22 protein-coding genes are annotated in these 23760 nt (G+C 32.4%); 13 read left to right on the forward strand and 9 right to left on the reverse strand.

Annotated elements, in window-relative coordinates; translation table 11 throughout:
- The first annotated feature begins 12 nt into the window (after nucleotides 1–12).
- The 9 genes from JJ847_03615 to JJ847_03655 all read left to right on the forward strand — a co-directional run bounded on the left by JJ847_03615 (nucleotide 13) and on the right by JJ847_03655 (nucleotide 10624).
- Nucleotides 13–1917, forward strand: a complete 1905-nt coding sequence (locus tag JJ847_03615; GenBank protein ID MBO6959970.1) for a DNA-directed RNA polymerase subunit gamma — start codon at nucleotides 13–15, stop codon at nucleotides 1915–1917.
- A 34-nt stretch (nucleotides 1918–1951) separates the two neighbouring features.
- Nucleotides 1952–6052: a DNA-directed RNA polymerase subunit beta' gene (locus tag JJ847_03620; protein MBO6959971.1), complete on the forward strand. Its 4101-nt coding sequence runs from the start codon at nucleotides 1952–1954 to the stop codon at nucleotides 6050–6052.
- 54 nt (nucleotides 6053–6106) lie between these two features.
- Nucleotides 6107–6259, forward strand: coding sequence for a high light inducible protein (locus JJ847_03625; protein ID MBO6959972.1), 153 nt, complete (start codon nucleotides 6107–6109; stop codon nucleotides 6257–6259).
- A gap of 28 nt (nucleotides 6260–6287) precedes the next feature.
- Nucleotides 6288–7334: a 23S rRNA (adenine(2503)-C(2))-methyltransferase RlmN gene (gene rlmN, locus JJ847_03630; GenBank protein MBO6959973.1), complete on the forward strand. Its 1047-nt coding sequence runs from the start codon at nucleotides 6288–6290 to the stop codon at nucleotides 7332–7334.
- 210 nt (nucleotides 7335–7544) lie between these two features.
- Nucleotides 7545–8312, forward strand: coding sequence for a HEAT repeat domain-containing protein (locus JJ847_03635; GenBank protein ID MBO6959974.1), 768 nt, complete (start codon nucleotides 7545–7547; stop codon nucleotides 8310–8312).
- Nucleotides 8313–8458: 146 nt separating this feature from the next.
- Nucleotides 8459–8674 carry a DUF2997 domain-containing protein gene (locus JJ847_03640; protein MBO6959975.1) on the forward strand — a complete coding sequence of 72 codons (216 nt, stop codon included), beginning with the start codon at nucleotides 8459–8461 and terminating at the stop codon, nucleotides 8672–8674.
- Nucleotides 8661–9053: a DUF1257 domain-containing protein gene (locus tag JJ847_03645; protein ID MBO6959976.1), complete on the forward strand. Its 393-nt coding sequence runs from the start codon at nucleotides 8661–8663 to the stop codon at nucleotides 9051–9053. The genes JJ847_03640 and JJ847_03645 overlap by 14 nt, the downstream gene beginning before the upstream one ends.
- Before the next feature lie 9 nt (nucleotides 9054–9062).
- On the forward strand, nucleotides 9063–9422 hold the full coding sequence (locus tag JJ847_03650; protein ID MBO6959977.1) for a ferredoxin: 360 nt from the start codon (nucleotides 9063–9065) through the stop codon (nucleotides 9420–9422).
- 8 nt (nucleotides 9423–9430) lie between these two features.
- The gene (locus JJ847_03655; GenBank protein MBO6959978.1) at nucleotides 9431–10624 is read left to right on the forward strand and encodes an aldo/keto reductase; all 1194 of its coding nucleotides are present in this window, start codon (nucleotides 9431–9433) and stop codon (nucleotides 10622–10624) included.
- A 2-nt stretch (nucleotides 10625–10626) separates the two neighbouring features.
- Here the strand turns inward: JJ847_03655 and rsmG are convergent, their stop codons facing one another.
- Entirely contained in the window at nucleotides 10627–11340 is a 714-nt protein-coding gene (gene rsmG, locus JJ847_03660) for a 16S rRNA (guanine(527)-N(7))-methyltransferase RsmG (protein MBO6959979.1), read from the reverse strand.
- Nucleotides 11341–11431: 91 nt separating this feature from the next.
- Between rsmG and JJ847_03665 the strand changes: the two genes are divergently transcribed.
- Complete coding sequence (locus tag JJ847_03665; protein ID MBO6959980.1) at nucleotides 11432–11872, forward strand: J domain-containing protein; 441 nt, start codon at nucleotides 11432–11434, stop codon at nucleotides 11870–11872.
- 14 nt (nucleotides 11873–11886) lie between these two features.
- Nucleotides 11887–12144, forward strand: coding sequence for a DUF3143 domain-containing protein (locus tag JJ847_03670; GenBank protein MBO6959981.1), 258 nt, complete (start codon nucleotides 11887–11889; stop codon nucleotides 12142–12144).
- Nucleotides 12145–12152: 8 nt separating this feature from the next.
- Here JJ847_03670 and bioA read toward each other — a convergent pair whose 3' ends face one another.
- From bioA to JJ847_03695, 5 genes are read right to left on the reverse strand one after another with little or no spacing between them, the layout of a single operon-like run.
- Nucleotides 12153–13454 (reverse strand): adenosylmethionine--8-amino-7-oxononanoate transaminase, encoded by a 1302-nt coding sequence (gene bioA, locus JJ847_03675; GenBank protein ID MBO6959982.1) that lies wholly within the window; start codon nucleotides 13452–13454, stop codon nucleotides 12153–12155.
- The gene (gene bioD / locus JJ847_03680) at nucleotides 13451–14119 is read right to left on the reverse strand and encodes a dethiobiotin synthase (GenBank protein ID MBO6959983.1); all 669 of its coding nucleotides are present in this window, start codon (nucleotides 14117–14119) and stop codon (nucleotides 13451–13453) included. The genes bioA and bioD overlap by 4 nt, the downstream gene beginning before the upstream one ends.
- Nucleotides 14116–14886 (reverse strand): methyltransferase domain-containing protein, encoded by a 771-nt coding sequence (locus JJ847_03685; GenBank protein ID MBO6959984.1) that lies wholly within the window; start codon nucleotides 14884–14886, stop codon nucleotides 14116–14118. Before JJ847_03685 ends, bioD begins: the two co-directional genes overlap by 4 nt.
- On the reverse strand, nucleotides 14879–15583 hold the full coding sequence (locus tag JJ847_03690; protein ID MBO6959985.1) for a hypothetical protein: 705 nt from the start codon (nucleotides 15581–15583) through the stop codon (nucleotides 14879–14881). Before JJ847_03690 ends, JJ847_03685 begins: the two co-directional genes overlap by 8 nt.
- Entirely contained in the window at nucleotides 15580–16719 is a 1140-nt protein-coding gene (locus JJ847_03695) for an 8-amino-7-oxononanoate synthase (GenBank protein MBO6959986.1), read from the reverse strand. Before JJ847_03695 ends, JJ847_03690 begins: the two co-directional genes overlap by 4 nt.
- 140 nt (nucleotides 16720–16859) lie before the next feature.
- Here JJ847_03695 and JJ847_03700 point away from each other — a divergent pair, with 140 nt between their 5' ends.
- A complete protein-coding gene (locus tag JJ847_03700; GenBank protein MBO6959987.1) occupies nucleotides 16860–19586 on the forward strand; it encodes a DEAD/DEAH box helicase in 2727 nt (908 codons plus the stop codon).
- Nucleotides 19587–19594: 8 nt separating this feature from the next.
- Here JJ847_03700 and JJ847_03705 read toward each other — a convergent pair whose 3' ends face one another.
- Entirely contained in the window at nucleotides 19595–20980 is a 1386-nt protein-coding gene (locus JJ847_03705) for a class II fumarate hydratase (protein MBO6959988.1), read from the reverse strand.
- 49 nt (nucleotides 20981–21029) lie between these two features.
- Nucleotides 21030–22325, reverse strand: coding sequence for an adenylosuccinate lyase (locus JJ847_03710; protein MBO6959989.1), 1296 nt, complete (start codon nucleotides 22323–22325; stop codon nucleotides 21030–21032).
- A 282-nt stretch (nucleotides 22326–22607) separates the two neighbouring features.
- Between JJ847_03710 and JJ847_03715 the strand changes: the two genes are divergently transcribed.
- Nucleotides 22608–23420 (forward strand): TlyA family RNA methyltransferase, encoded by an 813-nt coding sequence (locus tag JJ847_03715; protein ID MBO6959990.1) that lies wholly within the window; start codon nucleotides 22608–22610, stop codon nucleotides 23418–23420.
- Here JJ847_03715 and JJ847_03720 read toward each other — a convergent pair whose 3' ends face one another.
- A complete protein-coding gene (locus tag JJ847_03720) occupies nucleotides 23421–23759 on the reverse strand; it encodes a P-II family nitrogen regulator (GenBank protein ID MBO6959991.1) in 339 nt (112 codons plus the stop codon).
- Nucleotide 23760 lies beyond the last annotated feature (1 nt).

The following is a 23760-nucleotide window of genomic DNA, read 5'->3' on the forward strand; positions in this document are numbered from 1 at the left end:
TAATTTCCCAAAATGACAAATAGCAACTTAAGAACTGAAAACCACTTTGATTACGTCAAAATTTCAATAGCTTCTCCACAAAGAATAATGGATTGGGGACAGAGGACGTTGCCGAATGGACAAGTGGTAGGTGAAGTTACTAAACCTGAAACTATTAATTACAGGACACTTAAACCAGAAATGGATGGATTGTTTTGTGAGAAGATTTTTGGTCCCTCAAAAGATTGGGAATGCCATTGTGGTAAGTATAAAAGGGTTAGACATCGAGGCATTGTTTGTGAGAGGTGTGGGGTTGAAGTAACTGAAAGCAGAGTTAGAAGACATAGGATGGGGTACATCAAACTTGCTGCTCCAGTTTCTCATGTTTGGTATTTAAAAGGAATTCCTAGTTATGTCGCGATTCTTTTGGATATACCACTTCGAGATGTAGAACAGATTGTTTACTTTAATTGTTATGTTGTTTTAGATCCTGGTGATCATAAAGAACTCAAATATAAGCAATTACTTACTGAAGATGAATGGTTGGAAATTGAAGATGAAATTTACGCTGAAGATTCAACAATTGAAAATGAACCTTTTGTTGGTATTGGCGCTGAGGCCCTTAAGCAGTTACTTGAGGACCTTGATTTGAATCAGGTTGCTGAGGAACTTAGGGAAGAAATTACACAAAGTAAAGGGCAAAAAAGGGCAAAACTTATAAAAAGAATAAGAGTTATTGATAATTTTATTGCGACTAACGCCAAGCCAGAGTGGATGGTATTAGACGCTATTCCAGTAATACCTCCAGATCTTAGACCTATGGTTCAGCTTGATGGAGGAAGATTTGCTACTTCTGATTTAAATGATCTTTATAGAAGAGTAATTAATAGAAATAATCGACTAGCGAGGCTGCAAGAAATTTTAGCTCCTGAAATTATCGTAAGAAATGAAAAAAGGATGCTTCAAGAAGCAGTTGATGCCCTTATAGATAATGGTAGGAGAGGTAGAACTGTTGTTGGTGCGAACAATAGAGCACTTAAGTCCCTTAGTGACATTATTGAAGGAAAACAAGGAAGATTTAGACAGAATCTTTTAGGTAAGCGTGTTGACTATTCAGGAAGATCTGTAATAGTTGTGGGACCTAAATTAAAAATGCATGAGTGTGGATTACCAAAGGAAATGGCGATTGAGCTCTTTCAACCTTTTGTAATACATAGGTTAATACGTCAAAATATTGTTAACAATATTAAAGCTGCTAAGAAATTAATACAAAAAGCTGACGATGAAGTTATGCAGGTACTTCAAGAAGTGATTGAAGGCCATCCAATTCTTTTAAATAGAGCACCTACACTTCATAGATTAGGAATTCAAGCTTTTGAACCAAAATTAGTTGGAGGTAGAGCGATACAACTTCATCCTTTAGTTTGTCCTGCATTTAATGCTGATTTTGATGGAGATCAAATGGCAGTTCATGTTCCGCTAGCTTTGGAAGCACAAACTGAAGCACGCATGCTTATGCTAGCCAGTAATAATATTCTTTCTCCTGCTACTGGGGAACCGATTGTTACTCCATCTCAAGATATGGTTTTAGGATCTTATTATCTGACAGCTTTGCAACCAAATTATCAAAAACCTGATTTTGGAGATAATAATTCTACTTTTGCTTCATTAGAAGATGTCATTTCTGCCTTTGAAGATAAAAGACTTAGCTTACACGAATGGGTATGGGTTAGATTTAATGGAGAGGTTGAAGATGATGACGAAATGAGTACACCTAAAAAGACTCAAGAGCTTGAAGATGGCTCAAAGTTAGAATTGTGGAATTTAAGAAGAGATAGATTTGATTCTCAGAATAACTTAATTAGCAGATTTGTTTTGACAACTGTCGGAAGAGTAGTGATGAACTATACCATCATTGATTCTGTATCTAAAACGTAATCTTTAAAAACTTTTTTTCATTCATTTAAAAATCATGACATCATCTAAACCTAAAAAAACTTCTAGAGTTCGTAAAACTACTAAAACCTCAAAAAAGAATAATCCAGTTGTAATGCCTGCTTTAGCTAAAACTCCGCCTTCATTCAAAAATAAAGTAGTTGATAAGAGAGCTTTAAAAAATTTAGTCTCTTGGGCATACAAAACTCATGGTACCGCTATAACTGCTGCCATGGCTGATAATTTAAAGGACTTAGGTTTTAAATATGCTACCCAGGCTGCTGTCTCTATTTCCGTAGATGACTTAAAAGTTCCTGAAGCTAAACAAGATTTAATAGGACAAGCTGAAGAGCAAATATCTGCCACAGAGGAATGTTATAGACTTGGCGAAATTACTGAAGTTGAAAGACATACAAAAGTTATTGATACCTGGACTGAAACTAATGAGAGATTAGTAGACGCTGTAAAAAATAATTTTAACCAAAATGATCCTCTAAATTCAGTTTGGATGATGGCTAATTCAGGGGCAAGGGGTAATATGTCTCAGGTGAGACAACTTGTTGGTATGAGGGGTTTAATGGCTAATCCTCAAGGAGAAATTATTGACCTGCCAATAAGAACAAACTTTAGAGAGGGACTTACTGTTACTGAATATGTCATATCTTCTTATGGAGCAAGGAAAGGGTTGGTAGACACTGCTTTAAGAACTGCTGATTCTGGTTATTTAACCCGGAGATTGGTTGATGTAGCCCAAGATGTAATTGTTAGAGAAGAAGATTGTGGAACAGAAAGATCAATAGTTGTTGAAGCTGAAGATGGTAAGTTCCAAACAAGACTCCTTGGAAGACTTACAGCTGAGGATATTTTAGATTCTGAGGGCAACTTAATTATTCCTCAAAATACTGCAATAGACCCTTCATTTTCACAAAAAATTGAGACAGCATCTATTTCAAAAGTAAAAATAAGATCACCATTAACATGTGAAGCTAATAGGTCTGTTTGTAGGAGATGTTATGGATGGGCTTTAGCTCATAATCATCTTGTTGACTTGGGCGAAGCGGTAGGAATCATCGCTGCTCAGTCTATTGGAGAGCCAGGAACTCAGTTGACAATGAGAACTTTCCATACTGGGGGGGTATCAACTGCTGAAAGTGGAGTAGTAAGATCAAAGATTTCCGGTAAAGTTGAATTCAGCTCGAAAGCAAAAGTAAGAGGTTATAGAACACCACATGGGGTGGAAGCTAAACAAGCAGAAGTTGACTTTATTTTAAAAATAGTTCCTCAAGGAAATAATTCTAACAAAGTTCAAAAAATTGAAGTTTCGAGTGGATCGCTTTTATTCGTTGAAGATGGTGAAGAAATTAATTCTGATATAACTGTTGCTCAGATTACTGTTGGAGCTGTAAAGAAAAGCGTTGAAAAAGCAACGAAGGATGTTATCTGTGATTTAGCTGGTCAAGTCAAGTTTGATAAGGTTATTCAGCCAAAAGAGTCTACAGATAGACAGGGAAATATCACTTTAAAAGCCCAAAGATTAGGCAGATTGTGGGTACTAGCGGGTGATGTATATAATTTACCTCCTAATGCAGTACCAGTCATCTCATCAGGAAAGTCTGTAGATGAAGGAACTGTATTGGCAGAAGCAAGTCAATCAAGTGAGTTTGGTGGACAAGTTCGATTAAGAGATTCTATAGGAGATGCAAGAGAAGTTCAGATTGTTACTACTTCTATGTCTTTAAGCAATTTTAAATTACATGAAGAATCTACACATTCAGGTCAAATATATAACTTGGAATCTAAAGATGGAATAACTTATCGTTTGAACATTTCACCCGGTAGTAAAATTAGTAATGGTGAGGTAATAGCAGATTTAACGGATGAAAGGTTCCGTACAAAAACGGGCGGGTTAGTGAAATATTCCCCTGGATTAAGTGTCAAAAAAGCCAGATCATCTAAAAATGGTTTTGAAGTTAGTCAAGGAGGAACATTGCTTTGGATTCCTCAAGAGACACATGAAATTAATAAGGATATATCTCTTTTAATGATTGAAGATATGAAATGGATTGAAGCAGGAACAGAAGTAGTAAAAGATATATTTAGTCAAACATCAGGTATTGTTACGGTTACTCAGAAAAATGATATTCTCCGTGAAATAACAGTTAGAAATGGAACTTTTCATGAGTGCGACGATGAAGATGTTTTGAATAGATTTACTGAAGAAGGTAGTCTAGTAAATCCAGGTGAAAAGATTTTAGATGGTATTGAAAATAAAGAAATTCTTTTTGTTCAGAAAATAGAAACTTCAAAATCTAGAGGCTTATTGCTAAGAACTGTTGAGGAATTTACCATACCTGATCAAGCAGAATTACCTGAATTATCCCATGTTAAACAGGAAAAAGGACCGCATTTAGGCTTAAAAGCCATCCAAAGGCTTACTTATAAAGATGGTGAATTAATAAAATCAGTTGAAGGAGTTGAATTACTTAAAACCCATTTGAAAGTTGAAAGTTTTGATGCTACTCCTCAAATGACCATTGATGTTGAGTCGGTTGAAGATAAAAATGATGCTTCAATAAATAGGCTGAATTTGGTGATATTGGAATCTATTCTTGTAAGAAGAGATACGATATCTGATTCCAGTCATGGCTCAACTCATACTGAATTGCAAGTCAAAAATAATCAAATAGTTAAAGCAGGAGATGTAATTGCTACAACTCAAATTCTTTGCAAAGAACCTGGAATTGTTCAGTTGCCAAATGCTGTTGATGACGAGCCTATAAGAAGATTAATTGTTGAGAGAGAAGAAGATAAAATTAAAATTAAGATAAGTGGTAAAGCAGTCGTTAAAGTCGGTGATCGGGTAGTTGATGGTGATCCTGTTAGTGAGTCTGAGGAATCTAGTTCTTGTGGAGAAATTGAAGAGGTTTCTAGTAGTGCAGTAACCTTAAGACTTGGGAGGCCTTATATGGTTTCTCCTGATTCAGTCTTACATGTTAGGGACGGAGACTTAGTCCTAAGGGGTGATGGTTTAGCGTTACTTGTTTTTGAGAGGCAGAAAACTGGAGATATTGTTCAAGGATTGCCTCGAATCGAAGAGTTGTTAGAAGCTAGGAGACCTAGAGATTCTGCAATTTTATGTAAAAAATCAGGTATTGTTCAGATTAAAAAAGGTAATGATGAAGAATCAGTTTCTTTATCGGTTATTGAAAAAGATGATTTAGTCAATGAATATCAACTATTAATTGGGAAAAATATCATGGTTAGTGATGGACAACAAGTATCAGGTGGAGAAGCTTTAACTGACGGTCCAGTTAATCCTCATGAATTATTAGATTGTTACTTCAACGATTTAAAAAATGATAAACCTTTAATAGATGCAGCCAGAGAATCCATTTCAAAATTACAAAGAAGTATGGTAAATGAAGTCCAAAACGTATATAAGTCCCAAGGTGTTGCAATTGATGATAAACATATTGAAGTTATTGTTAGACAAATGACGAGTAAAGTCCGAGTAGAAGACGCTGGTGATACTACCCTCTTACCTGGTGAACTTATAGAGTTGAGGCAAGTTGAGGATACTAATCAAGCAATGGCAATTACCGGAGGAGCTCCAGCAGAGTTTACGCCTGTATTGTTAGGTATAACTAAAGCTTCCCTAAATACAGATAGCTTTATATCCGCAGCTTCATTCCAGGAAACAACGAGGGTCCTAACAGAAGCTGCAATTGAAGGTAAATCTGATTGGCTGAGAGGTCTAAAAGAAAATGTTATCATCGGTAGACTAATACCTGCAGGGACTGGTTTTAGCGGATTTGTAGAGGAGTTAGCATCAGAAGCTGGTCCTCATCCTGATATCCTCGCGGAAGAATCTGGTGGATATAGAAGAGCACAGAACCTAAGACCAGACTATACAGTTGATATGCCACAATCACCTGCAGTAAGCTCTAGTGCAATACTAGATGATCCCAGCGATGAAGATTTGGAGACTACTCGCAACCGACATGGAATAGATCCTTCCTCCAGTAATTTTGCTGCGTTTGCAAGGCCAAGTGCTGAAAATCAATTTTCTGAAGATCAATTACCAGATCCTGCTGCCTTAGAGGGGTTACAAGAGGAGGGACTTCTTTCTGATGAATAGATATTTTCTATTTTCATTTTTAGTGACTAGAATGAAATCTTTAATTTATAGTTGATGATTAAACCAGAGATTATCCCCAAAAGAAAATTACCTCGTTATGGTTTCCATTTTTATAATGAAAGATTGAATGGGAGGATGGCCATGATTGGATTTATTGCATTAATTCTCACAGAATTCTTCTTAAAACATGGTTTGCTGTTATGGTGAGTATAGTTTGAAATAAAGAATCGATAATTTGAAAAATCTTGTTGGAAGTAGTATTAAAGATTTAGAAAATGTAGCTTTAAATTATGGTCAAGCTGCATTCAGAGGCAGGCAGATATATAACTGGATTTATAATTATAGAAATAAGAATAAAAATATTGATCAAATAGATGTTTTACCCTCGGATTTTAGAAAAAAGTTAAAGGATGATGGTTTTAGAGTAAGCGAACTTAGTTTTCATGAAAAGTACTTAGCTAGTGATGGCACTCTAAAGTTGTTACTGTCAACAGTGGACAAAGAAAGTATTGAGTGCGTTGGAATACCAACTGAAAAAAGACTAACTGCATGTCTCTCTAGTCAAGTTGGATGTCCTATGGACTGCAAATTTTGCGCCACAGGTAAGGAGGGCTTAAAGAGATCTTTAAAAGCGAGTGAAATATTAGATCAGATTCTATTTATTGAAAATGAAATGAATAGAAAAGTAACTAATGTTGTTTTCATGGGTATGGGTGAGCCATTATTGAATATTGATGACTTGCTTTTGTCAATAAGGTCTATTAATGAGGATTTTCGAATCAGTCAGAGAAAGATAACTGTAAGCACTGTTGCAATACCAAAAATGATAGAAAAATTATCAGAAAAGTCTTTTCAAATTTTAGGTAAGTGTCAATTTACATTAGCGATAAGTCTACATGCTTCAAATCAAAAAATAAGAGAAATGATAATACCAAGTGCTAAAACCTATCATATTAAAAACATAATTAAAGACTGTAGGCAATTTGTAAGAGATACTGGTCGCAGGGTAAGTTTTGAATATTTAATGCTAAGCGGTGTTAATGATAAATTAGAACATGCTGAAGAATTGGGTAATTTGCTAAGAGGATTTCAATGCCATGTAAATTTAATACAGTACAACCAAATTGATGAGGTTGAATTTAAACGTGCCTCTTTAAAAAATCTTCAATTATTTCAATCTAGGCTTTTCGATAATGGTATCGCTGTCAGCTTTCGAAAAAGTAGAGGTCTAGATAAAAATGCTGCATGTGGTCAGTTAAGACAAAATTCAATAAATAAATAATATTATCCAAAAATAATTTTTTAAAAATCTCTTAAACAGGTTATTATTGTCTTAATTCATATTGTATCTTTGAGTTTTATTAAGACAAAAATTTTACCTTTTGCTATAGTTACGCTTTTTGGAATTGCTTTTCTTGCAGTTAGCGCAAGAATTTGGTTGCCAGGGGATATGATGTCCCCTGCTCCCTTAAATTAAATTTTAATTTGTGAAATGACAAATAATAAGGATCCTAAGAAAGATAGCCTAGCCGAAATAGCTGTTGACCCTGATGTTTTGGCAAAAGAATTAGCTTTAGAGCTTGAAATAGATCCTTTAGAACAAATTGATGAGGATGCTTTTTCAAAAGGTTTAAATATAACTCAAGAATGCAATCAAGCTTTGAAAATGCTTAAAGGTAACAGAGAAGAAAGAATACAGGGATTAAGAATATTTTGTGAATATAGAGATCAAAGATCATTCCCTTTTTTATTGCCATTACTTGATCAATCTTGTCCTGTTGAAAGAATGAGTGCGGTATATGCTCTAGGCCGTAATCCATGTCCTAGTGCAGTAAAAAAACTTGTTAGTCTTTTGGAGACTGATGATAATGCCTATGTAAGGAGAGCGACTGCATGGAGTCTAGCTAACTATGATGATCAGATTGTTTTAAAGCCATTAATAAATGCTTTGAAGAATGATGTTGCTGCAGTAAGGTTATGGTCATCAAGTTCGTTAGCCGAAATTGGTAATGTTTCTTTGGAAAACGCTCAATTAGCAGCAGAACAACTTTTAGTAAGCTTAAAGATAGATAACGAATCGGGCGTGAGGAGTAATTGTATTTGGTCATTATGTAGATTGTATGAAAAATTGGACAACTCATTTCAAGAAAATTTTATTGATGAATGTACAAAGATAGCCCTTTTTGATAAAGAACCCTCTGTTATGGAAGAAGCAAAAACTGCTTTAGATTCCATGGGAATGCAAGGTTTTTATAATTAAGTACATAATTTTTAACTTCAATTCAATAGAACAAAATGAATTTATTTGATATTCCAAATAAAATTAAAATTAATTAACCTGTACCAACTGAAACAAAAAATTTTCGTTATCCTATATAAAGTTAAAGTACTCAATACCTGAATTTAATGCCTCAAAAAACTTTGAGATTCAAAATTCATCAAGACGGAAGAGTTGAAGAGACTGTTGAGGGGTTTAATGGAGATTCATGTAATGAAGCTACAAAAAATCTCGAAGAAGCACTTGGTAAAGTAACAGTTAAAAATAAAACATCTGATGCTTTCATCTCTATTCAAAACGAAAATTTAAAACAATTAAACAACGAATCTAATGTCACATTTTAGTACCATTAAAACCCATCTTAAAGAAGCTGAGCCTTTAATTAAAGCTTTAAGCTCGCTTGGCTATAACGTTAACCAAGAAGAAAAGTTTATCAGAGGTTATAGAGGCATACTTACCGATGTTGATATAAGTATGAATTTGCCTGGGGATACTAAAGTAGGATTTAAATGGAACAATAATTCTAGCTCATATGAATTAGTAGCTGATCTAGATCTATGGAAATTTGAACTACCGGTAGAAAGATTTATTTCTAAAGTTACTCAAATGTATGCTTATCAAACTATTATTTCCACAACAAAAAATGATGGTTATCAACTCGTAGAACAAAAAAATAAAAATGATGGCTCTATAGAGTTGGTTTTAACTAAGTGGGATAATTAATGAAAGAATATGGATTTCACCGATCCATTTAATAATGCTGAAGAAAATATAGAAATTACAGGTTGGGAACCAGTTCTTGGTGGTCAGTTAGCCGACAAAGCTGTATGGGTTGATGAAGCTAAATGTATTGGGTGTAAATACTGTGTACACGTTGCTTCGAATACTTTCATAGTTGATGAATTTCATGGCAGAAGTCGAGCAATTAGACAAGATGGAGATAGTGTTGATGTTATACAAGAAGCAATAGATACCTGCCCTGTTGATTGCATTCACTGGGTCAAGTTTGAAGAATTGGATAATTTAGAAAATAGCCTCAATAGGGATATGTTTCAAACATTTGGAAAACCGCCAAGAATGAATAAATATTGATTTCAAATATGCAATATCGTAGATTTGGCCGAACCAATATAAAGATTCCTATTTTATCTTTGGGTGGAATGAGATTTCAAAAAAGTTGGGATCAACTAGATTTTTCTGAGATTTCATATCAAGAACAAAATAAGGTAGAAACTATATTAAATCTGGCAAGTAAATATGGCTTAAGTCATATAGAAACTGCTAAATACTATGGAACCTCAGAAGTGCAATTAGGAGTGGCCTTCAAAAATAATAATAAAATCCCAAATATTATTCAAACTAAGATTCCTCCAAGTAGTGATCCAAAAATCTTTGAGAGAGATGTTATGACGAGCATTGAAAAATTGAATGTTAAAAAAATTGATTTACTAGCAATACATGGTATTAATACAGCTGAACATTTACATCAGGCTATTAGAAGTGGAGGTTGCATTGACATTCTGAGAAATTTACAAAAAAAAAATTTAATTGGATCTATTGGATTCTCTACTCATGGAAAATCTTCCCTCATTAGGAAGGCCATATCAACAAACTTTTTTGATTATGTAAATTTGCACTGGTATTTTATCAATCAAGAAAATACAAAGGTTATTAATTTAGCCAAAAAGTATGACCTTGGAGTTTTCATTATAAGTCCAACCGATAAAGGGGGACATCTTCATACTCCCTCAACAAAAATGATTGAACTTTGTAGTCCATTGCATCCAATAGTTTTTAATGATCTTTTTTGCTTAAGTAATAAAAACGTTCATACTCTTAGTGTGGGCATTGCAAAAGAGACGGATTTTGATTTACATTTAAAAGCTGTCTCTTTATTATCAGAATCTGAGCAATATCTTCCAAAGATAATAAACAGATTAATGCAGGAATCTATTAATACTTTAGGTTTAGAGTGGTATCAAAATTGGAATAGAAATCTACCGAGCTGGGAACATACACCAGGAAATATTAATATTCCAATTCTGCTTTGGCTTTCAAATTTAATAGATTGGTTGGACATGGAAGGGTTTGCAAAAGCTAGATATCAATTACTTGGTAATGGAAGTCACTGGTTTCCTGGATGTAACGCTAATTTATTAGATGTAGAAGTTTCTGAAAGGCAATTAATGAAAGTTTTAGAAGGTCACATAAATCCAAATAAAGTTATAAATAAATTGAGAACTTTAAAAGAAAAGTTTGGAGATAATGTTGTTACAAGATTATCAAATAAATAATTTTATAATGGATTTTTCTCTGCCTTGCCAACTTTTCTTGGATAAATTGTTGGGCAAACATTTTTTGGTTGAATAAGAATAATATTTCGGGTACCTTTACTTCTCGGTAACAGAATCTTCTTTTTTTCTTTAAATTTTCCTCCTAATATTTCTAAAGTTTTTTCTAGATTTTTACTTTCTTCATCAGTCCATTTGCCACAGTATAAAACTCCTAAACCTTCTTTCTTTAGCATTGGTAATATATATTCTGAAACTGTTGATGGATTACTCACTGCTCTTGTGGTAGCTATATTGAAGCTATTTCTCATTGATGATTGATGTGCCACGTTTTCAATGCGATCATTAATTACATGAATATTGTTTTGGAAATTGATCTCTTTAATAAGACTTCTTAACGCATCTGTTTTCTTTTTGGAAGAATCAATCAGATATATTTCTGAATTAGGATGAATTATGGCATAAGCTATACCAGGGAAGCCACAGCCAGATCCAATATCTAAAAATTTCTGATTATCAAAATTAATATTCGGAAAAGCTTTAAATGGCCAAATACTGTCAAAAACTTGAGATACCCAATAATCATCTCCATTAATTAATCTCGTTAAATTGGTTTTTTTATTTAATTCTTCAATTTTCATTTGCAATTCTTGAAACATAATTATTTCTTCTTTAGTTAGTAAGGTTGAAATCTCTTTGGGAATGTTTTGTTTTTTCATTTCGTTATAAATATAAAATTCTTTACTAATTATTAAATACATTCTATTTAGTAAAAATTTATTAGAATTGCATTATTAATAAAAGATTATTTTGAAACGGAAAATTTCTTATTACAAAATTTTAGGTGTAAATGAAAATGCATCAAATCATGAATTAAGAAAGGCATTTTGTAAACTCTCTATTGAGTTGCATCCTGATACAACTTCACTAGATATTGAAGACGCGAAGGGTAAATTCCAAGAAGTTTTAGAAGCTTATGAAAATCTAAATAATAGTAATTTGAGGAAGAAATATGATAATAAAATGAAGGAAAAGTCCAGAAGTAAAAATAATTCTAATTTTTTGAATAATTTAATAATCGATTCTAATAATCAAAATATTGTGGGTAATAGAAGACCTTTTTCAAATGGAGAATTGTTTTCATTATTTCTTTTAATTATTATCATATCTATATGTTTGATCTGTTCAATTTTAATCGCATCATTTACAGGTAAAGAATTAGATACAATTCCAATCTGGCTAATCAAATGATTACTTAAAAATCTGTGAGTCTATCAAAAAAACCTATCAATCAAAATTCACTTCAATCTCTGGAATTATGGCTAACAGATTTGGGTGCTGTGAAGGATATTAATGATCCATCAAAATGGTATCTACTATTGTCTAATTGGAATGCCACTATTCTTTTTGAACAAGAAGATTTAAGTGTTATCTGGGAAAGCGAGGGAAAAGAAACCAAAAGACTATTTTCATATTGCATTAACAGAGAAGATGTAGAAAATGCAATTCTCCAGGGACCTTAAATATGAATTTAAATATTATCTAAGATTTGCCTTATTACCCAGTAACTTTTTTCTAATTGATCATCGGTTATACAAAGAGGCGGCAAAAGATAAATAACATTTCCAAGGGGCCTAATAAATAAACCTTTTTCCATTGCAAGATTCTTTATTTCTTTTCCAATCTTATTAAGATAACCTTTATTATTACCAATTTCTATATCGAAGGCAGCAATGGTACCTGTGACTCTAATCTTTTTTATGTAGGGTGATTTTCTAAATTTTATTAAATGAGATAAATGTTTTTCTTCGAGTGAAAGGTATTTTTGAGGTTCTTTTTCTAATAAATCAAGGCTAGCGTTAGCCGCGGCACAACCTAAAGGATTGGCCGTAAAACTATGTCCATGCCAAAAAGTTTTTCTTGGGGAATCATCAATAAAAGATTGAAAAATATTTTCTTGACATAAGGTAATTCCCATCGGCAAAAACCCACCAGTTAAGCCTTTTGAAATACTTATTAAATCAGGAATGATTTCTGCTTTTTGAAACGCAAAAAGTGTTCCACATCTCCCAAAACCAGTTAATACTTCATCGACAATTAATAAAGAATTATTATTTTTTATAGTTTCAGAAACTTTTTTAATAAACTGGGGTCTAACCATATTCATCCCGCCTGCGCCTTGAACAAGAGGCTCAAGGATAACTGCAACTGTAGGAGTTTTAAGTAGATTTTCTAACTTTTGAATTGCCTCTTTTTCTTTGTTTTCTACTTTTTCATCATTCATCCAAGTAGATGGCCATGAGACTCTCCTAACTGGGAACATAAGATCATCGAAATTCTCATTAAAAATGTTTCTCTCACCTAAAGCCATTGCTCCGAACGTATCACCATGATATGCACCATCAAAGGCCACGATTTGAGATCTTGTTTCACCTCTATTTTGCCATGATTGGAAGGCAATTTTTAACGCCACTTCGACTGCAGTAGAACCGTTGTCAGAAAAGAATAATCTTTCTAGTTTAGTTAATTTACTAAGCCTTTCTGCCAATTTTTTTGCCTGCGGATGTAAGAAATCGGCAAAGATAACTTGTTCAAGATTTTTTGCTTGATTGAAAATGGCATCCGCAATATATTCGTTACTATGACCATGAAGAGTTACCCACCAACTACTTATTCCGTCTATAAGTTCTTTTTTAGGATCTTTAGTGAATAAAAGGGCATCTTTACCATGAGTTACTTCTATTTGCGGTTTGCTGGTATTGATTTGTGTAAAAGGTGGCCAAATATTTGGGTGCCAATCTTGATTTGGAGCTTTTGAATCCAAAGATTTCATTTAACTATTTTTGAATTTATGAGTGAGATCAACTTATTTTTAATGTCAAGTTCTTTCCATAATATATCTAAATTATTTGAGTCCATTTTTTTGATGTAAGGAAATTCAGTAATTAACGGAATACCACTAAATTCAACTAGAGTTTTTGGATTATCCAAGTGTTTTTCGCCGTTGACTACTAAACCTAAAATCTCAATATTTCTTCGTTTTAAGGCCTCAATACTAAGAAGGGTATGATTAAGAGTACCAAGTGAGCTCTTACATACAAGTATTACCGGAAGATTCCATTGTTTTATTTGATCTATTTGCAAAAAATTGCGTGTTATTGGAACCATTAATCCACCTGCAGTTTCTACAATTAATGAGCCTTTTACTTTTGGCAATCGCAACTTGTCAAAGTTAATAGTTTTTTGATCTATTTCAGCAGCCCAATGAGGAGATAGAGGTTTTGTAAAAACATAAGCTTCTTTAACTATTTTCTCTTTGCTCACTTGTGTAAGTTTTTGAACAGTTTGACTATCGGTTTGCGATTCAATACCACTTTGAATAGGCTTCCAATAAAAGGAATTTAACCCTTTAACGAAAAAAGAGCTTATTAAAGTTTTCCCAATATCAGTATCTGTTCCACAAATTATAAATTTGAAAATACTATCCTGAATACTCATAATTTCTTCATAATTTGAATCTCAATTTGCCATGAAAGGTTCACTGTATTATTGTAATTCTTTGGCCAAGACTTTTGAATTGCTTTTAACTCTCTCACTGTTTTTCGTTTACAGTTTGTTGATTGTGCCCCTACATTTTTAATGCTTCTAAAAAGCTTATATACATCTTCAAAATTTTCAAGATAATTAAACTTTTCTGAATAATGTATTTCAGTTGATTTGAAATCTTTTAATAATTCTTTAGAGCAAAGGAAATTAAGACCACTATATTCAATATCAATTTTTCTGCAAGTATCTTTCCATTCAGGAAAACAATCTTTTGTTGGATATGAAATGATTAAAAAACCTCCAGGTGTTAATTTACTAAACCAATTTTTTATTATCTTTTCTGGGTTGTTTAACCAATGTACGCAAAAGTTGGATGTTAATAGAGAACAGTTATTGATTTCAGGAGGTAAATCATTATTCAAATCCCATAGAATCTTTTTACTAGATAATTTATTCTCCAGAAGCATTTTTTTGCTGAAATCAATTCTGCATACTTTTTGGGAAGAAAATTTTTTTTCTATTTCATCAGCTAATAGTCCAGGACCTGATCCTAGATCTATCCATTCACCTTTTTTGGGAAGATTTAATTCATTTATAAATTGAACAATCTTTTCTGCAAAACACTTCTGAATATTTGAATACTCTAAATACCGATATGCAGCATCATTGAAATTATTTTTTATTTTCTCATTCCACTTTTTTTTATCCATTTCAATCATTAAATTTATTAAGTAAAATCTCGTATAAATTTATATTATTCAAGCAATGACCTTGCTGAGCTAATTTAATTAAAATTGGTTTCTTATCAAATGTTTTATTTAAATAATCTAAAAAGTTATTATTTGATTCGTTGTCAAGAATCAAATCATTTTCTGATTTTATAAAAATAAATTTGCAATCTTTTTTTAAAAATACTGGAAAATCTCTATTGATGTAAAGTTGTTTTAAATCACTTAAAAGAATAGTTTTATTTATACTATCTAAACTTTTATAAAACATATTTTTAAAACTATTATTTATATCATTTGGCAAAAATGATCTACATATAAATTCTCTCAACATATCCTTAGGTTCATCTTTTATGATTTTTTTTTCCATTCTTTTTAGAGATCTCAAAATAAATTTTCTCTTATTACTTTTAGGAAGAAAATTATTAAAAGAATTGATAAGAACAATATGAGTCGCTTCTTTTAAAATTTTTTTTGGCATTAAATGAAAACCATAAGAATGGCATAAAGTCATTCTGATTTGTTTTATAGAGTCGCTTTTAATCCATTTTGCTTGATAATTATTTGCCGAAAAATAGCCTCTTTCATTATCTTGCCAATGCCAATTATTTTTTAAAAAATCAACTTTATAATCATCCCAGAAATGTTTATTTAGTCCCCATCCATGTTGAGTAATAATTTGTTTCATTTAAACTCTTTTAATACTGCAATGAAATTTTTTAGCAGATTAAAATCTAAATTTCTTCTTATTGTTATTCTGATTCTAGATTGTCCCACTGGCACAGTTGGAGGTCTTATAGCAATTGCTAAAAACCCATTTTCTTCAAGATATTTTTGTAGATAAATCGCCTTCTCTTCTTGGCCAACAATAATTGATAAAATGTGAGAATCTCCTTGAACTGGAAAACTAAAATTTTTAATAATTTCATCTTTCCATACCTTCGTAGAAGATAACAATTCACTGCCCCATTCTTTATTTTCTAAAATTTTTTTCAAACCTTCTAGAGCCCCAGCAGCTAAAGATGGAGCAAGCGCGGTTGTGTACCTAAATGCCCCACTTGTTTGGATAATATATTCACCAACTTCTGAATTTGAAGCAATGAAAGCTCCCCCGCTGCCAAATGCTTTTCCAAAAGTTCCAGTAATCATAGTTATATCCGAACGGCAATTAAAACTTAAACCCCTGCCTTCAGGCCCTAAGATTCCAATAGCATGAGCTTCGTCAACTAATAATTGAACACTATATTTTTTGCAAATTTCTGATATCTCTTTGAGCGGAGCAATCGAGCCCTCCATGCTATAAAGAGATTCAACAACAACTAAAATGGAATTTTTTGTAGTGTGAGATTTAATAATTTTATCTTCTAAATCTTTTAAATTATTGTGTGAAAATCGGACCAGTTTTGCTTGAGCAGCTTTGACTCCAACTAATAAAGAGTTATGGATCAATTTATCTGCTATTACGATACTATTTCTGTTCGCTAAAGCCTGGATAGCGGCTATGTTTGCTTGAAATCCGCTTGGGAAAAGTAGTACTTTTTGTTGATCAAGCCATTTTGCAAGTTCATTCTCTAACAATTTATGTATTGGTCTTGAACCGGTAATAAACCTAGAACTTCCTGAACCAATACCTTCTAAAAGGCTTATTTCGTAAGCAGCTTTTATTAAATCCTTGTCTCTACTTAATCCAAAATAGTCATTGCTGCATAAGTCTATAAGTTTTTTATTATGTGAATTTGAACTTAGAAGTTCGAATGGTTTTTTACCTAAAGAAAATGTTTTTAATTTACGGATTCTATTTTTTGGAATTTTTATTTTTTTCATTTTGGCAAAATAAAATATAATGGATTTAATTAAAAAGATTTAGATTTACTATTAAAGTTTGCAAGGTATTTTTTGTTTATTTAATATCTATATAGATCATATATTAAGAAGTTAACTCATCCTCTCTTCAATCACAATTATTGCTTAATTTAGAGGAATATTTCCCCTTTCCGCTAGATGATTTCCAATTAGAGGCAATACGAGCTATTAATAGCGGAAATTCTGTTGTTTTAACGGCACCAACTGGTTCGGGTAAAACATTGATAGGTGAATTTGCTATATATAGAGGTTTAGCTCATGAAAGCAGAGTTTTTTATACAACACCTTTAAAGGCCTTATCAAATCAAAAGTTTAGAGATTTTGCTAATCAATATGGTGAGAATAAAGTTGGTCTTTTAACTGGAGATATAAGTATTAATAGAGAAGCACCAATCTTAGTCATGACGACTGAGATTTTTAGGAACATGCTTTATGGCGAATTTGATGAATTTGATGATCCCTTAGGAAATCTAGAATCTGTAATTCTTGATGAATGTCATTACATGAATGACCCCCAAAGAGGCACAGTTTGGGAGGAAACTATAATCCATTGCCCTACTAGAACTCAAATAATAGCTTTATCAGCAACAATATCTAATGCAGATCAACTACAAAATTGGATAGAAAAAGTTCATGGACCCACAATATTAATTAATAGTGATAAGAGACCAGTCCCACTTGATTTTATTTTTTGTAGTGTTAAAGGCCTCCATCCACTTTTAAATAATAAGGGTAATGGAATTCATCCAAACTGTAAGATTTGGAGAGCTCCTAAAGGGCAGAAAAGGAGAGGAAAAGTAGGTAGGATAATGCAACCAAAGTCCCCCTCAATTGGCTTTGTGATCTCGAAACTAGCTGAACGAAATATGTTGCCTGCTATTTATTTTATTTTTAGTAGAAGAGGATGTGACAAGGCTATTGAAAATATAAAAGATTTAACTTTAGTAAGTTATGTAGAAGCTAATATGATATCCCAAAAATTAGATGTTTATCTTAAAAATAATCAAGAGGCAATTAAAGATAAATCACAATGCGAGGCATTAAAGCGCGGTATTGCATCTCATCATGCTGGATTATTGCCTGCATGGAAAGAATTGGTTGAGGAATTATTTCAGCAAGGTTTGATAAAAGTTGTTTTTGCAACTGAAACTCTAGCTGCAGGAATTAATATGCCCGCAAGAACAACCGTTATTTCCTCTTTATCAAAAAGGACAGAAGATGGGCATAGATTATTATTTAGTAGTGAATTTTTGCAAATGTCAGGAAGAGCTGGAAGAAGAGGAAAAGATACCCAAGGATATGTTGTTACATTACAAACAAGATTTGAAGGCGCTAAAGAAGCAAGTGCACTAGCTATTAGTAAACCAAATTCTTTAGAGAGTCAATTTACTCCAAGCTATGGAATGGTACTTAATCTTTTACAAAGTTATACTTTAGAAAAGTCTAAAGAATTAATTAAAAGGAGTTTTGGTAGTTTTTTGTATTTAGGTCAATCCTCAGGCGAGAATATAATTCTTGAAAATTTAGATAAAGATTTAACTAAATTAAAAAAAATTACATCTGACGTCTCATGGAAAGATTTTGATGACTACGAAAAATTAAAAAATCGTCTTAAAGAAGAGAGAAGGCTCTTGAAAATTTTAGAAAAACAAGCAGCAGAAAAATTATCAGAAGAGATCACTCATGCGCTCCCATATATTAAAGATGGAAGCCTAATTTTAATCAAAGCTCCTCAAATTAAAAGAAAAATTGTTCCAGGTTTAATTTGTAGGAAAATATATGAATCCCGAAAAATTAAGAGTATATTGTGTTTGACAATGGATAATTTATTTATTCTTATAAAACCATCATGCATAGTAAGTATTTTTAATGATTTGGATGTAATTGATGTCTTAGGACTTGAAGCACCAAATATGTATTTTTCTGGAGAGGTTGTTAGGGGAGATGAGATGTCGCAGTGTTTCGCGGATCAAATTTTAGAAGTTTCTAGAAAAAATGATTTACAAACTCCACAATATGATCTGACAACGGAAGTTTTGGCACAACAGCAACAAATTAATAATCTAGAAGAAGAAGTCACTGATCATCGCGCACATAGATTCGGAGACTCCAGGAAATTAAAGAAATATAGAAAAAGAATTGTTGATGTTGAACAAGAAATAAATATGAGAAAAAAACTTCTTGAAGATAAAGAAAATCATAACTGGAGAACTTTTACCGATTTGATTAAAATTTTGATTCATTTTGGTTGTTTAAATGATTTGGAATTGACAGAAGTTGGACAAACAGTAGGTGCAATCAGAAGTGAAAATGAATTATGGATTGGTCTTGTTTTAGTTAGTGGTTATTTGGACGATTTAGATCCTCCTGAGTTGGCTGCAATTGTTCAAGCTATATGCGTTGATGTAAGGAGGCCTAATCTTTGGTGTAATTTCAAGCCTTCTTTAAAGGTAATAGATGTTTTTAATGAATTAGATGGTTTAAGAAAATTAGTCGCTTCTCAACAAAATAAGTTTCATATTGAAATTCCTATCTATTTAGAAACAGATTTGACTGGAATTATTTCTGAATGGGCAAGGGGAAAAAAATGGAAAGATTTGGTTTTTAATACTTCATTAGACGAAGGTGATGTAGTAAGGATTATTAGAAGAACTATTGATGTCCTTTCACAAGTGCAATATTGTATTGGTGTTAGTAATAAATTAAAAAGCAAAGCAAAGCTAGCATTAAAAGCTATTAATCGTTTTCCTGTTTCTGAATCTAATGATCTTATAAAAGTCTCTGAAGATATTAATCCTGCAACTAAAAGAATTGACAATAATTCTTAAATTTTTATTCAAATCATTGAATTAATATTCATTGCTTTATCAAATTCATCTTCGTTTAAATAACCTAACTTAAGTGTGGCCTCTTTTAAATTTAATGACTCTTTGAAGGCAAGGTTTGCAATTTCAGCTGCTTTTTCATAACCAACTTTTGGCACTATGGCTGTAACTAACATTAGTGAATTTTCTAAATTTAACTTCATTTTCTTTTGATTAGGTTCCATCCCATCAACTAATTTTATTCTGAAGTTTTCTATTGCATTTTTAAGTAATTTTAAACTTGTAAGAATATTAAATCCAATAAGAGGCTTATATTCATTCATCTGTAAAGTGCCGCTAGAATTTGCTATTGAAACTGCATATTCAAGACCCATTATCTGAGTGCAAACCATTGATAAGGCTTCGCATTGAGTCGGATTCACTTTGCCCGGCATGATAGAACTTCCAGGTTCATTTTGAGGGATTATTAATTCATATATTCCTGATCTTGGACCAGATGATAAAATTTTTATATCATTTGAAATTTTAAATAATGCGCCTGCTAATATTTTTATCTGACTCATTACTTGAGCTAGACGATCATGCGATGCCATTATAGAAAAATTATTTTTTGATTTATAGAACATTAGATTAGTATCATCGGAAATTGATTTTATAGACTCTTCACAAAATCCTTTTGGACAATTTATCCCTGTACCAACTGCAGTTCCTCCCAGAGGTAAGAAATATAATTCATTAAGACTCATAATAATTGCATTCTCAGCGTCTTTAAGTTGAGCAGACCATCCTGATATTTCTTGCCCAAAAGTAAGGGGTACTGCATCTTGAAAATGGGTTCTTCCTATCTTTATAAGGTCTTTCCATTCTTCACTTTTTTTATCAAGGATCTTCGTGATTTCTCTTATAGTTGGAACCAAATTTTTGATTATTTCATTAACAACAGATATTTGAATGGCAGCAGGAAAAGTATCATTAGTTGACTGAGATTTATTTACATCATCATTCGGATGAATTGGTTGATGACTACCAAGCACTGAATTTGTTTTTAATGCTGCAATATTTGAAATTACCTCATTAACATTCATATTTGTTTGAGTACCACTACCTGTTTGCCAAACCTTTAAGGGGAACTGTGAATCATGAAGCCCATCAAGAATCTCTGTACATGCCTCTACAATCAAATCTTTTTTTCTTTTATCTATTAAACCCAAATTGAAATTCGCAATTGAAGCAGCTTTTTTTATAAGGGTGAGTGAATAAATTAACTCAATTGGAATTAATTCCTCTCCAATAGAAAAATTTATTATCGATCTTTGTGTTTGAGCACCCCACAAAGCTTCAATGGGAACCTCTATTGTTCCCATACTATCTTTTTCGATCCTAAAGTTTTTTGTCATTATTCCTCTGAAAACACTGGTTTAACTTAGATAAGGTTTTCAGTAAATCCTAGATACCTAACTTCTCCCATATTACACTTAAATTATTGAGATGAATTGAAGGATTAAAACATTCTTCTAATTCACTTTGATCAATAAAATTCATTATTTCATTATCTCTCTCTATGTTTTGTTTGAAATTCCCATTCTGAGTATTCCAGGCCTGATGCGCATTTTTTTGTACTAGGCTATAAGCCTTTTCTCTAGACAAGCCCTTCTCTACAAGCAAAAGTAAAACTTTCTGACTAAAGATTACACCACCATATATATTTAAATTTTTAAGCATATTTTTTGGATAAACTTCCAAATTGCTAACTATATCTTTCATCTCCCTGAGCATAAAATGCAAACAGATTGATACATCAGGCAACATGATTCGTTCATTTGAACTATGGCTTATATCTCTTTCGTGCCAAAGTGGAACATTTTCCAGTGCTGTTAAGACGTAACTCCTCAAAATTCTTGCTAAACCGCTTACTCTTTCACTTCGAATAGGATTTCTTTTATGAGGCATGGCAGAACTTCCTTTTTGCCCTTTTGTAAAGCCCTCCTCAACTTCTAAAACATCAGTTCTTTGTAAATTCCTTATTTCAGTAGCGAATCGATCTAGAGAAGCTCCAACTAGTGCAATAGTTTGCACATATTCTGCATGTCTGTCTCTTGATATAACCTGCGTACTTGCTGTATCTGGTTTTAAGCCGAGTAAATCACAAGTGATTTGTTCTACTTTGGGATTCGTATTAGCGTAAGTTCCCATTGCACCACTTATTTGTCCAATAGCTACAGATTCTTTAAGTGCTAACAATCTTTTTTTGTTCCTTATAATTTCTGCTAACCATCCAGCAAGTTTAAAACCGAAGGAAATTGGCTCACCATGAATTGCATGAGATCTGCCAATCATTAATGTATTTTTATGCTTCCTTGCTAATAATCTGACTTCATTTTCTAGGCTCTCAATTTCCCCTAATAATAATTCGCAAGAATCTTTTAACTGAAGAGATAAGCCAGTATCAAGAACATCACTACTGGTCATACCAACATGTATGTATCTTCCAGAATCTCCTACAAATTCATTAACGTTTGTAAGAAATGCTATTACATCATGTTTAACTTCTTTCTCAATTTCTGTAATTCTAGATTCTTCAAATTTTGCATTTGAACGTATCTCTTTCATAGCACTCTCAGGAATTTTCCCAAGGGAAAAATTTGCTTCACATGCAGCTATTTCAACCTTAAGCCAACTCTGGAATTTTGCGCTTTCAGTCCAGATTTTCCCCATTTCGGGTAATGTGTAACGCTCGATCACAATTTTTATTAATTATCAATTTAAACTTTATAACCAAAATCACATTATTGCCTTATACCCTAAAGATGTACTTGCCATTGAACATATTTGCCTGATTATTATTTTCTTATGTAACATTTTTATGGCTAAAAAAGAAAGCTTTAATACAAAAATGTTTGCATTTATTCCTTTCATTAAAAATGGGTAATTTTTTAGTTCTAATTTAAAATTGGAATGTATTAAGGAATTTGGATCTTAATCTTGTAGGAGTTCATTATTAAGTCTTTTTTTATTGATTTATAGATGATTAAAAAAATTAGATTAGACCTTTATCTTCTAAATAAAGGCTTATGTGAAACACGTCAAAAAGCCCAAGCTTTAATTCTTGCCGGCAAGGTTAGAGATGTCAATGGAAAAGTATTTGATAAACCCGGTCAGCAAATATTAATTGAATCTGAATTTTTTATAGATTCCGAACCTATTTTCGTATCAAGGGGCGGCGAAAAATTATTGGAGGCATTTAAAAAACTTGAAATTAAAGTAAAAGATAAAATATGTATTGACGCAGGAATCTCAACTGGAGGATTTACTGATTGCTTATTACAACAAGGAGCAAAGTTAGTTTATGGGATAGATGTTGGTTATGGACAGACTGCATGGAAGATTAGAAATAACCCAAAAGTCATACTTTTTGAAAGAACAAATATTCGAAATTTGAAACTAAATGATCTTTTATCTAGAAATGGTGAATTACCAAATTTTGTGGTCGCGGATTTGTCTTTTATTTCATTAAGGTTAGTTTTCGAATCTATTAGTAATTTACTAGTAGGTGATTATATAGAGGGTATATTTTTAATTAAACCTCAATTTGAGGTCGGTAAAGATAAAGTCAGTAAAGGTGGCGTGGTGCGTAATCCTAAATTCCACACCGAGGCGATAGAGTCTGTTATTTGTACTGCCAAAAATTTTCAATGGAATATAAAGGATTTAATAGCTTCTCCCTTAGTAGGACCTGCAGGTAATCATGAATATCTTGCATGGATGTGTCTAAATGGGGAATCAAATCCAATTATTGATGGTAAATATATACAAAATTTAGTAAGTGAAACTCTTTAATTAGAGAGCGTCTTCATCTTTATCTCCAGTCCTAATTCTCACAACAGAATCGATTGATGTAATAAATATTTTCCCATCACCTATCTCTCCAGTTTTTGCTGCTTCAGCTATTGCATCTATAACTGAATTAACTTTTTCATCTTCTACAACAACTTCTACTTTGAGTTTCTGAAGGAATTCAACTGTAAATTCGGATCCTCTATATCTTTCCACTTGTCCTTTTTGTCTTCCAAAACCTCTTACTTCACTAACTGTCATTCCAACAATACCAGAGTTGACTAATGCAATTTTCACATCCTCTAGTTTAAATGGGCGTATGATTGCCTCAATTTTCTTCATG

Source organism: Prochlorococcus marinus CUG1438 (assembly GCA_017644325.1).
Lineage (GTDB): Bacteria > Cyanobacteriota > Cyanobacteriia > PCC-6307 > Cyanobiaceae > Prochlorococcus_A > Prochlorococcus_A marinus_AA.

Coding starts and splice junctions, on each gene's coding strand:
- JJ847_03615 (MBO6959970.1), top strand. CDS start 13: ATGACAAATAGCAACTTAAGAACTGAAAACCACTTTGATTACGTCAAA.
- JJ847_03620 (MBO6959971.1), top strand. CDS start 1,952: ATGACATCATCTAAACCTAAAAAAACTTCTAGAGTTCGTAAAACTACT.
- JJ847_03625 (MBO6959972.1), top strand. CDS start 6,107: ATGATTAAACCAGAGATTATCCCCAAAAGAAAATTACCTCGTTATGGT.
- JJ847_03635 (MBO6959974.1), top strand. CDS start 7,545: ATGACAAATAATAAGGATCCTAAGAAAGATAGCCTAGCCGAAATAGCT.
- JJ847_03640 (MBO6959975.1), top strand. CDS start 8,459: ATGCCTCAAAAAACTTTGAGATTCAAAATTCATCAAGACGGAAGAGTT.
- JJ847_03645 (MBO6959976.1), top strand. CDS start 8,661: ATGTCACATTTTAGTACCATTAAAACCCATCTTAAAGAAGCTGAGCCT.
- JJ847_03650 (MBO6959977.1), top strand. CDS start 9,063: ATGGATTTCACCGATCCATTTAATAATGCTGAAGAAAATATAGAAATT.
- JJ847_03655 (MBO6959978.1), top strand. CDS start 9,431: ATGCAATATCGTAGATTTGGCCGAACCAATATAAAGATTCCTATTTTA.
- rsmG (MBO6959979.1), bottom strand. CDS start 11,340: ATGAAAAAACAAAACATTCCCAAAGAGATTTCAACCTTACTAACTAAA.
- bioA (MBO6959982.1), bottom strand. CDS start 13,454: ATGAAATCTTTGGATTCAAAAGCTCCAAATCAAGATTGGCACCCAAAT.
- bioD (MBO6959983.1), bottom strand. CDS start 14,119: ATGAGTATTCAGGATAGTATTTTCAAATTTATAATTTGTGGAACAGAT.
- JJ847_03685 (MBO6959984.1), bottom strand. CDS start 14,886: ATGATTGAAATGGATAAAAAAAAGTGGAATGAGAAAATAAAAAATAAT.
- JJ847_03690 (MBO6959985.1), bottom strand. CDS start 15,583: ATGAAACAAATTATTACTCAACATGGATGGGGACTAAATAAACATTTC.
- JJ847_03695 (MBO6959986.1), bottom strand. CDS start 16,719: ATGAAAAAAATAAAAATTCCAAAAAATAGAATCCGTAAATTAAAAACA.
- JJ847_03705 (MBO6959988.1), bottom strand. CDS start 20,980: ATGACAAAAAACTTTAGGATCGAAAAAGATAGTATGGGAACAATAGAG.
- JJ847_03715 (MBO6959990.1), top strand. CDS start 22,608: ATGATTAAAAAAATTAGATTAGACCTTTATCTTCTAAATAAAGGCTTA.
- JJ847_03720 (MBO6959991.1), bottom strand. CDS start 23,759: ATGAAGAAAATTGAGGCAATCATACGCCCATTTAAACTAGAGGATGTG.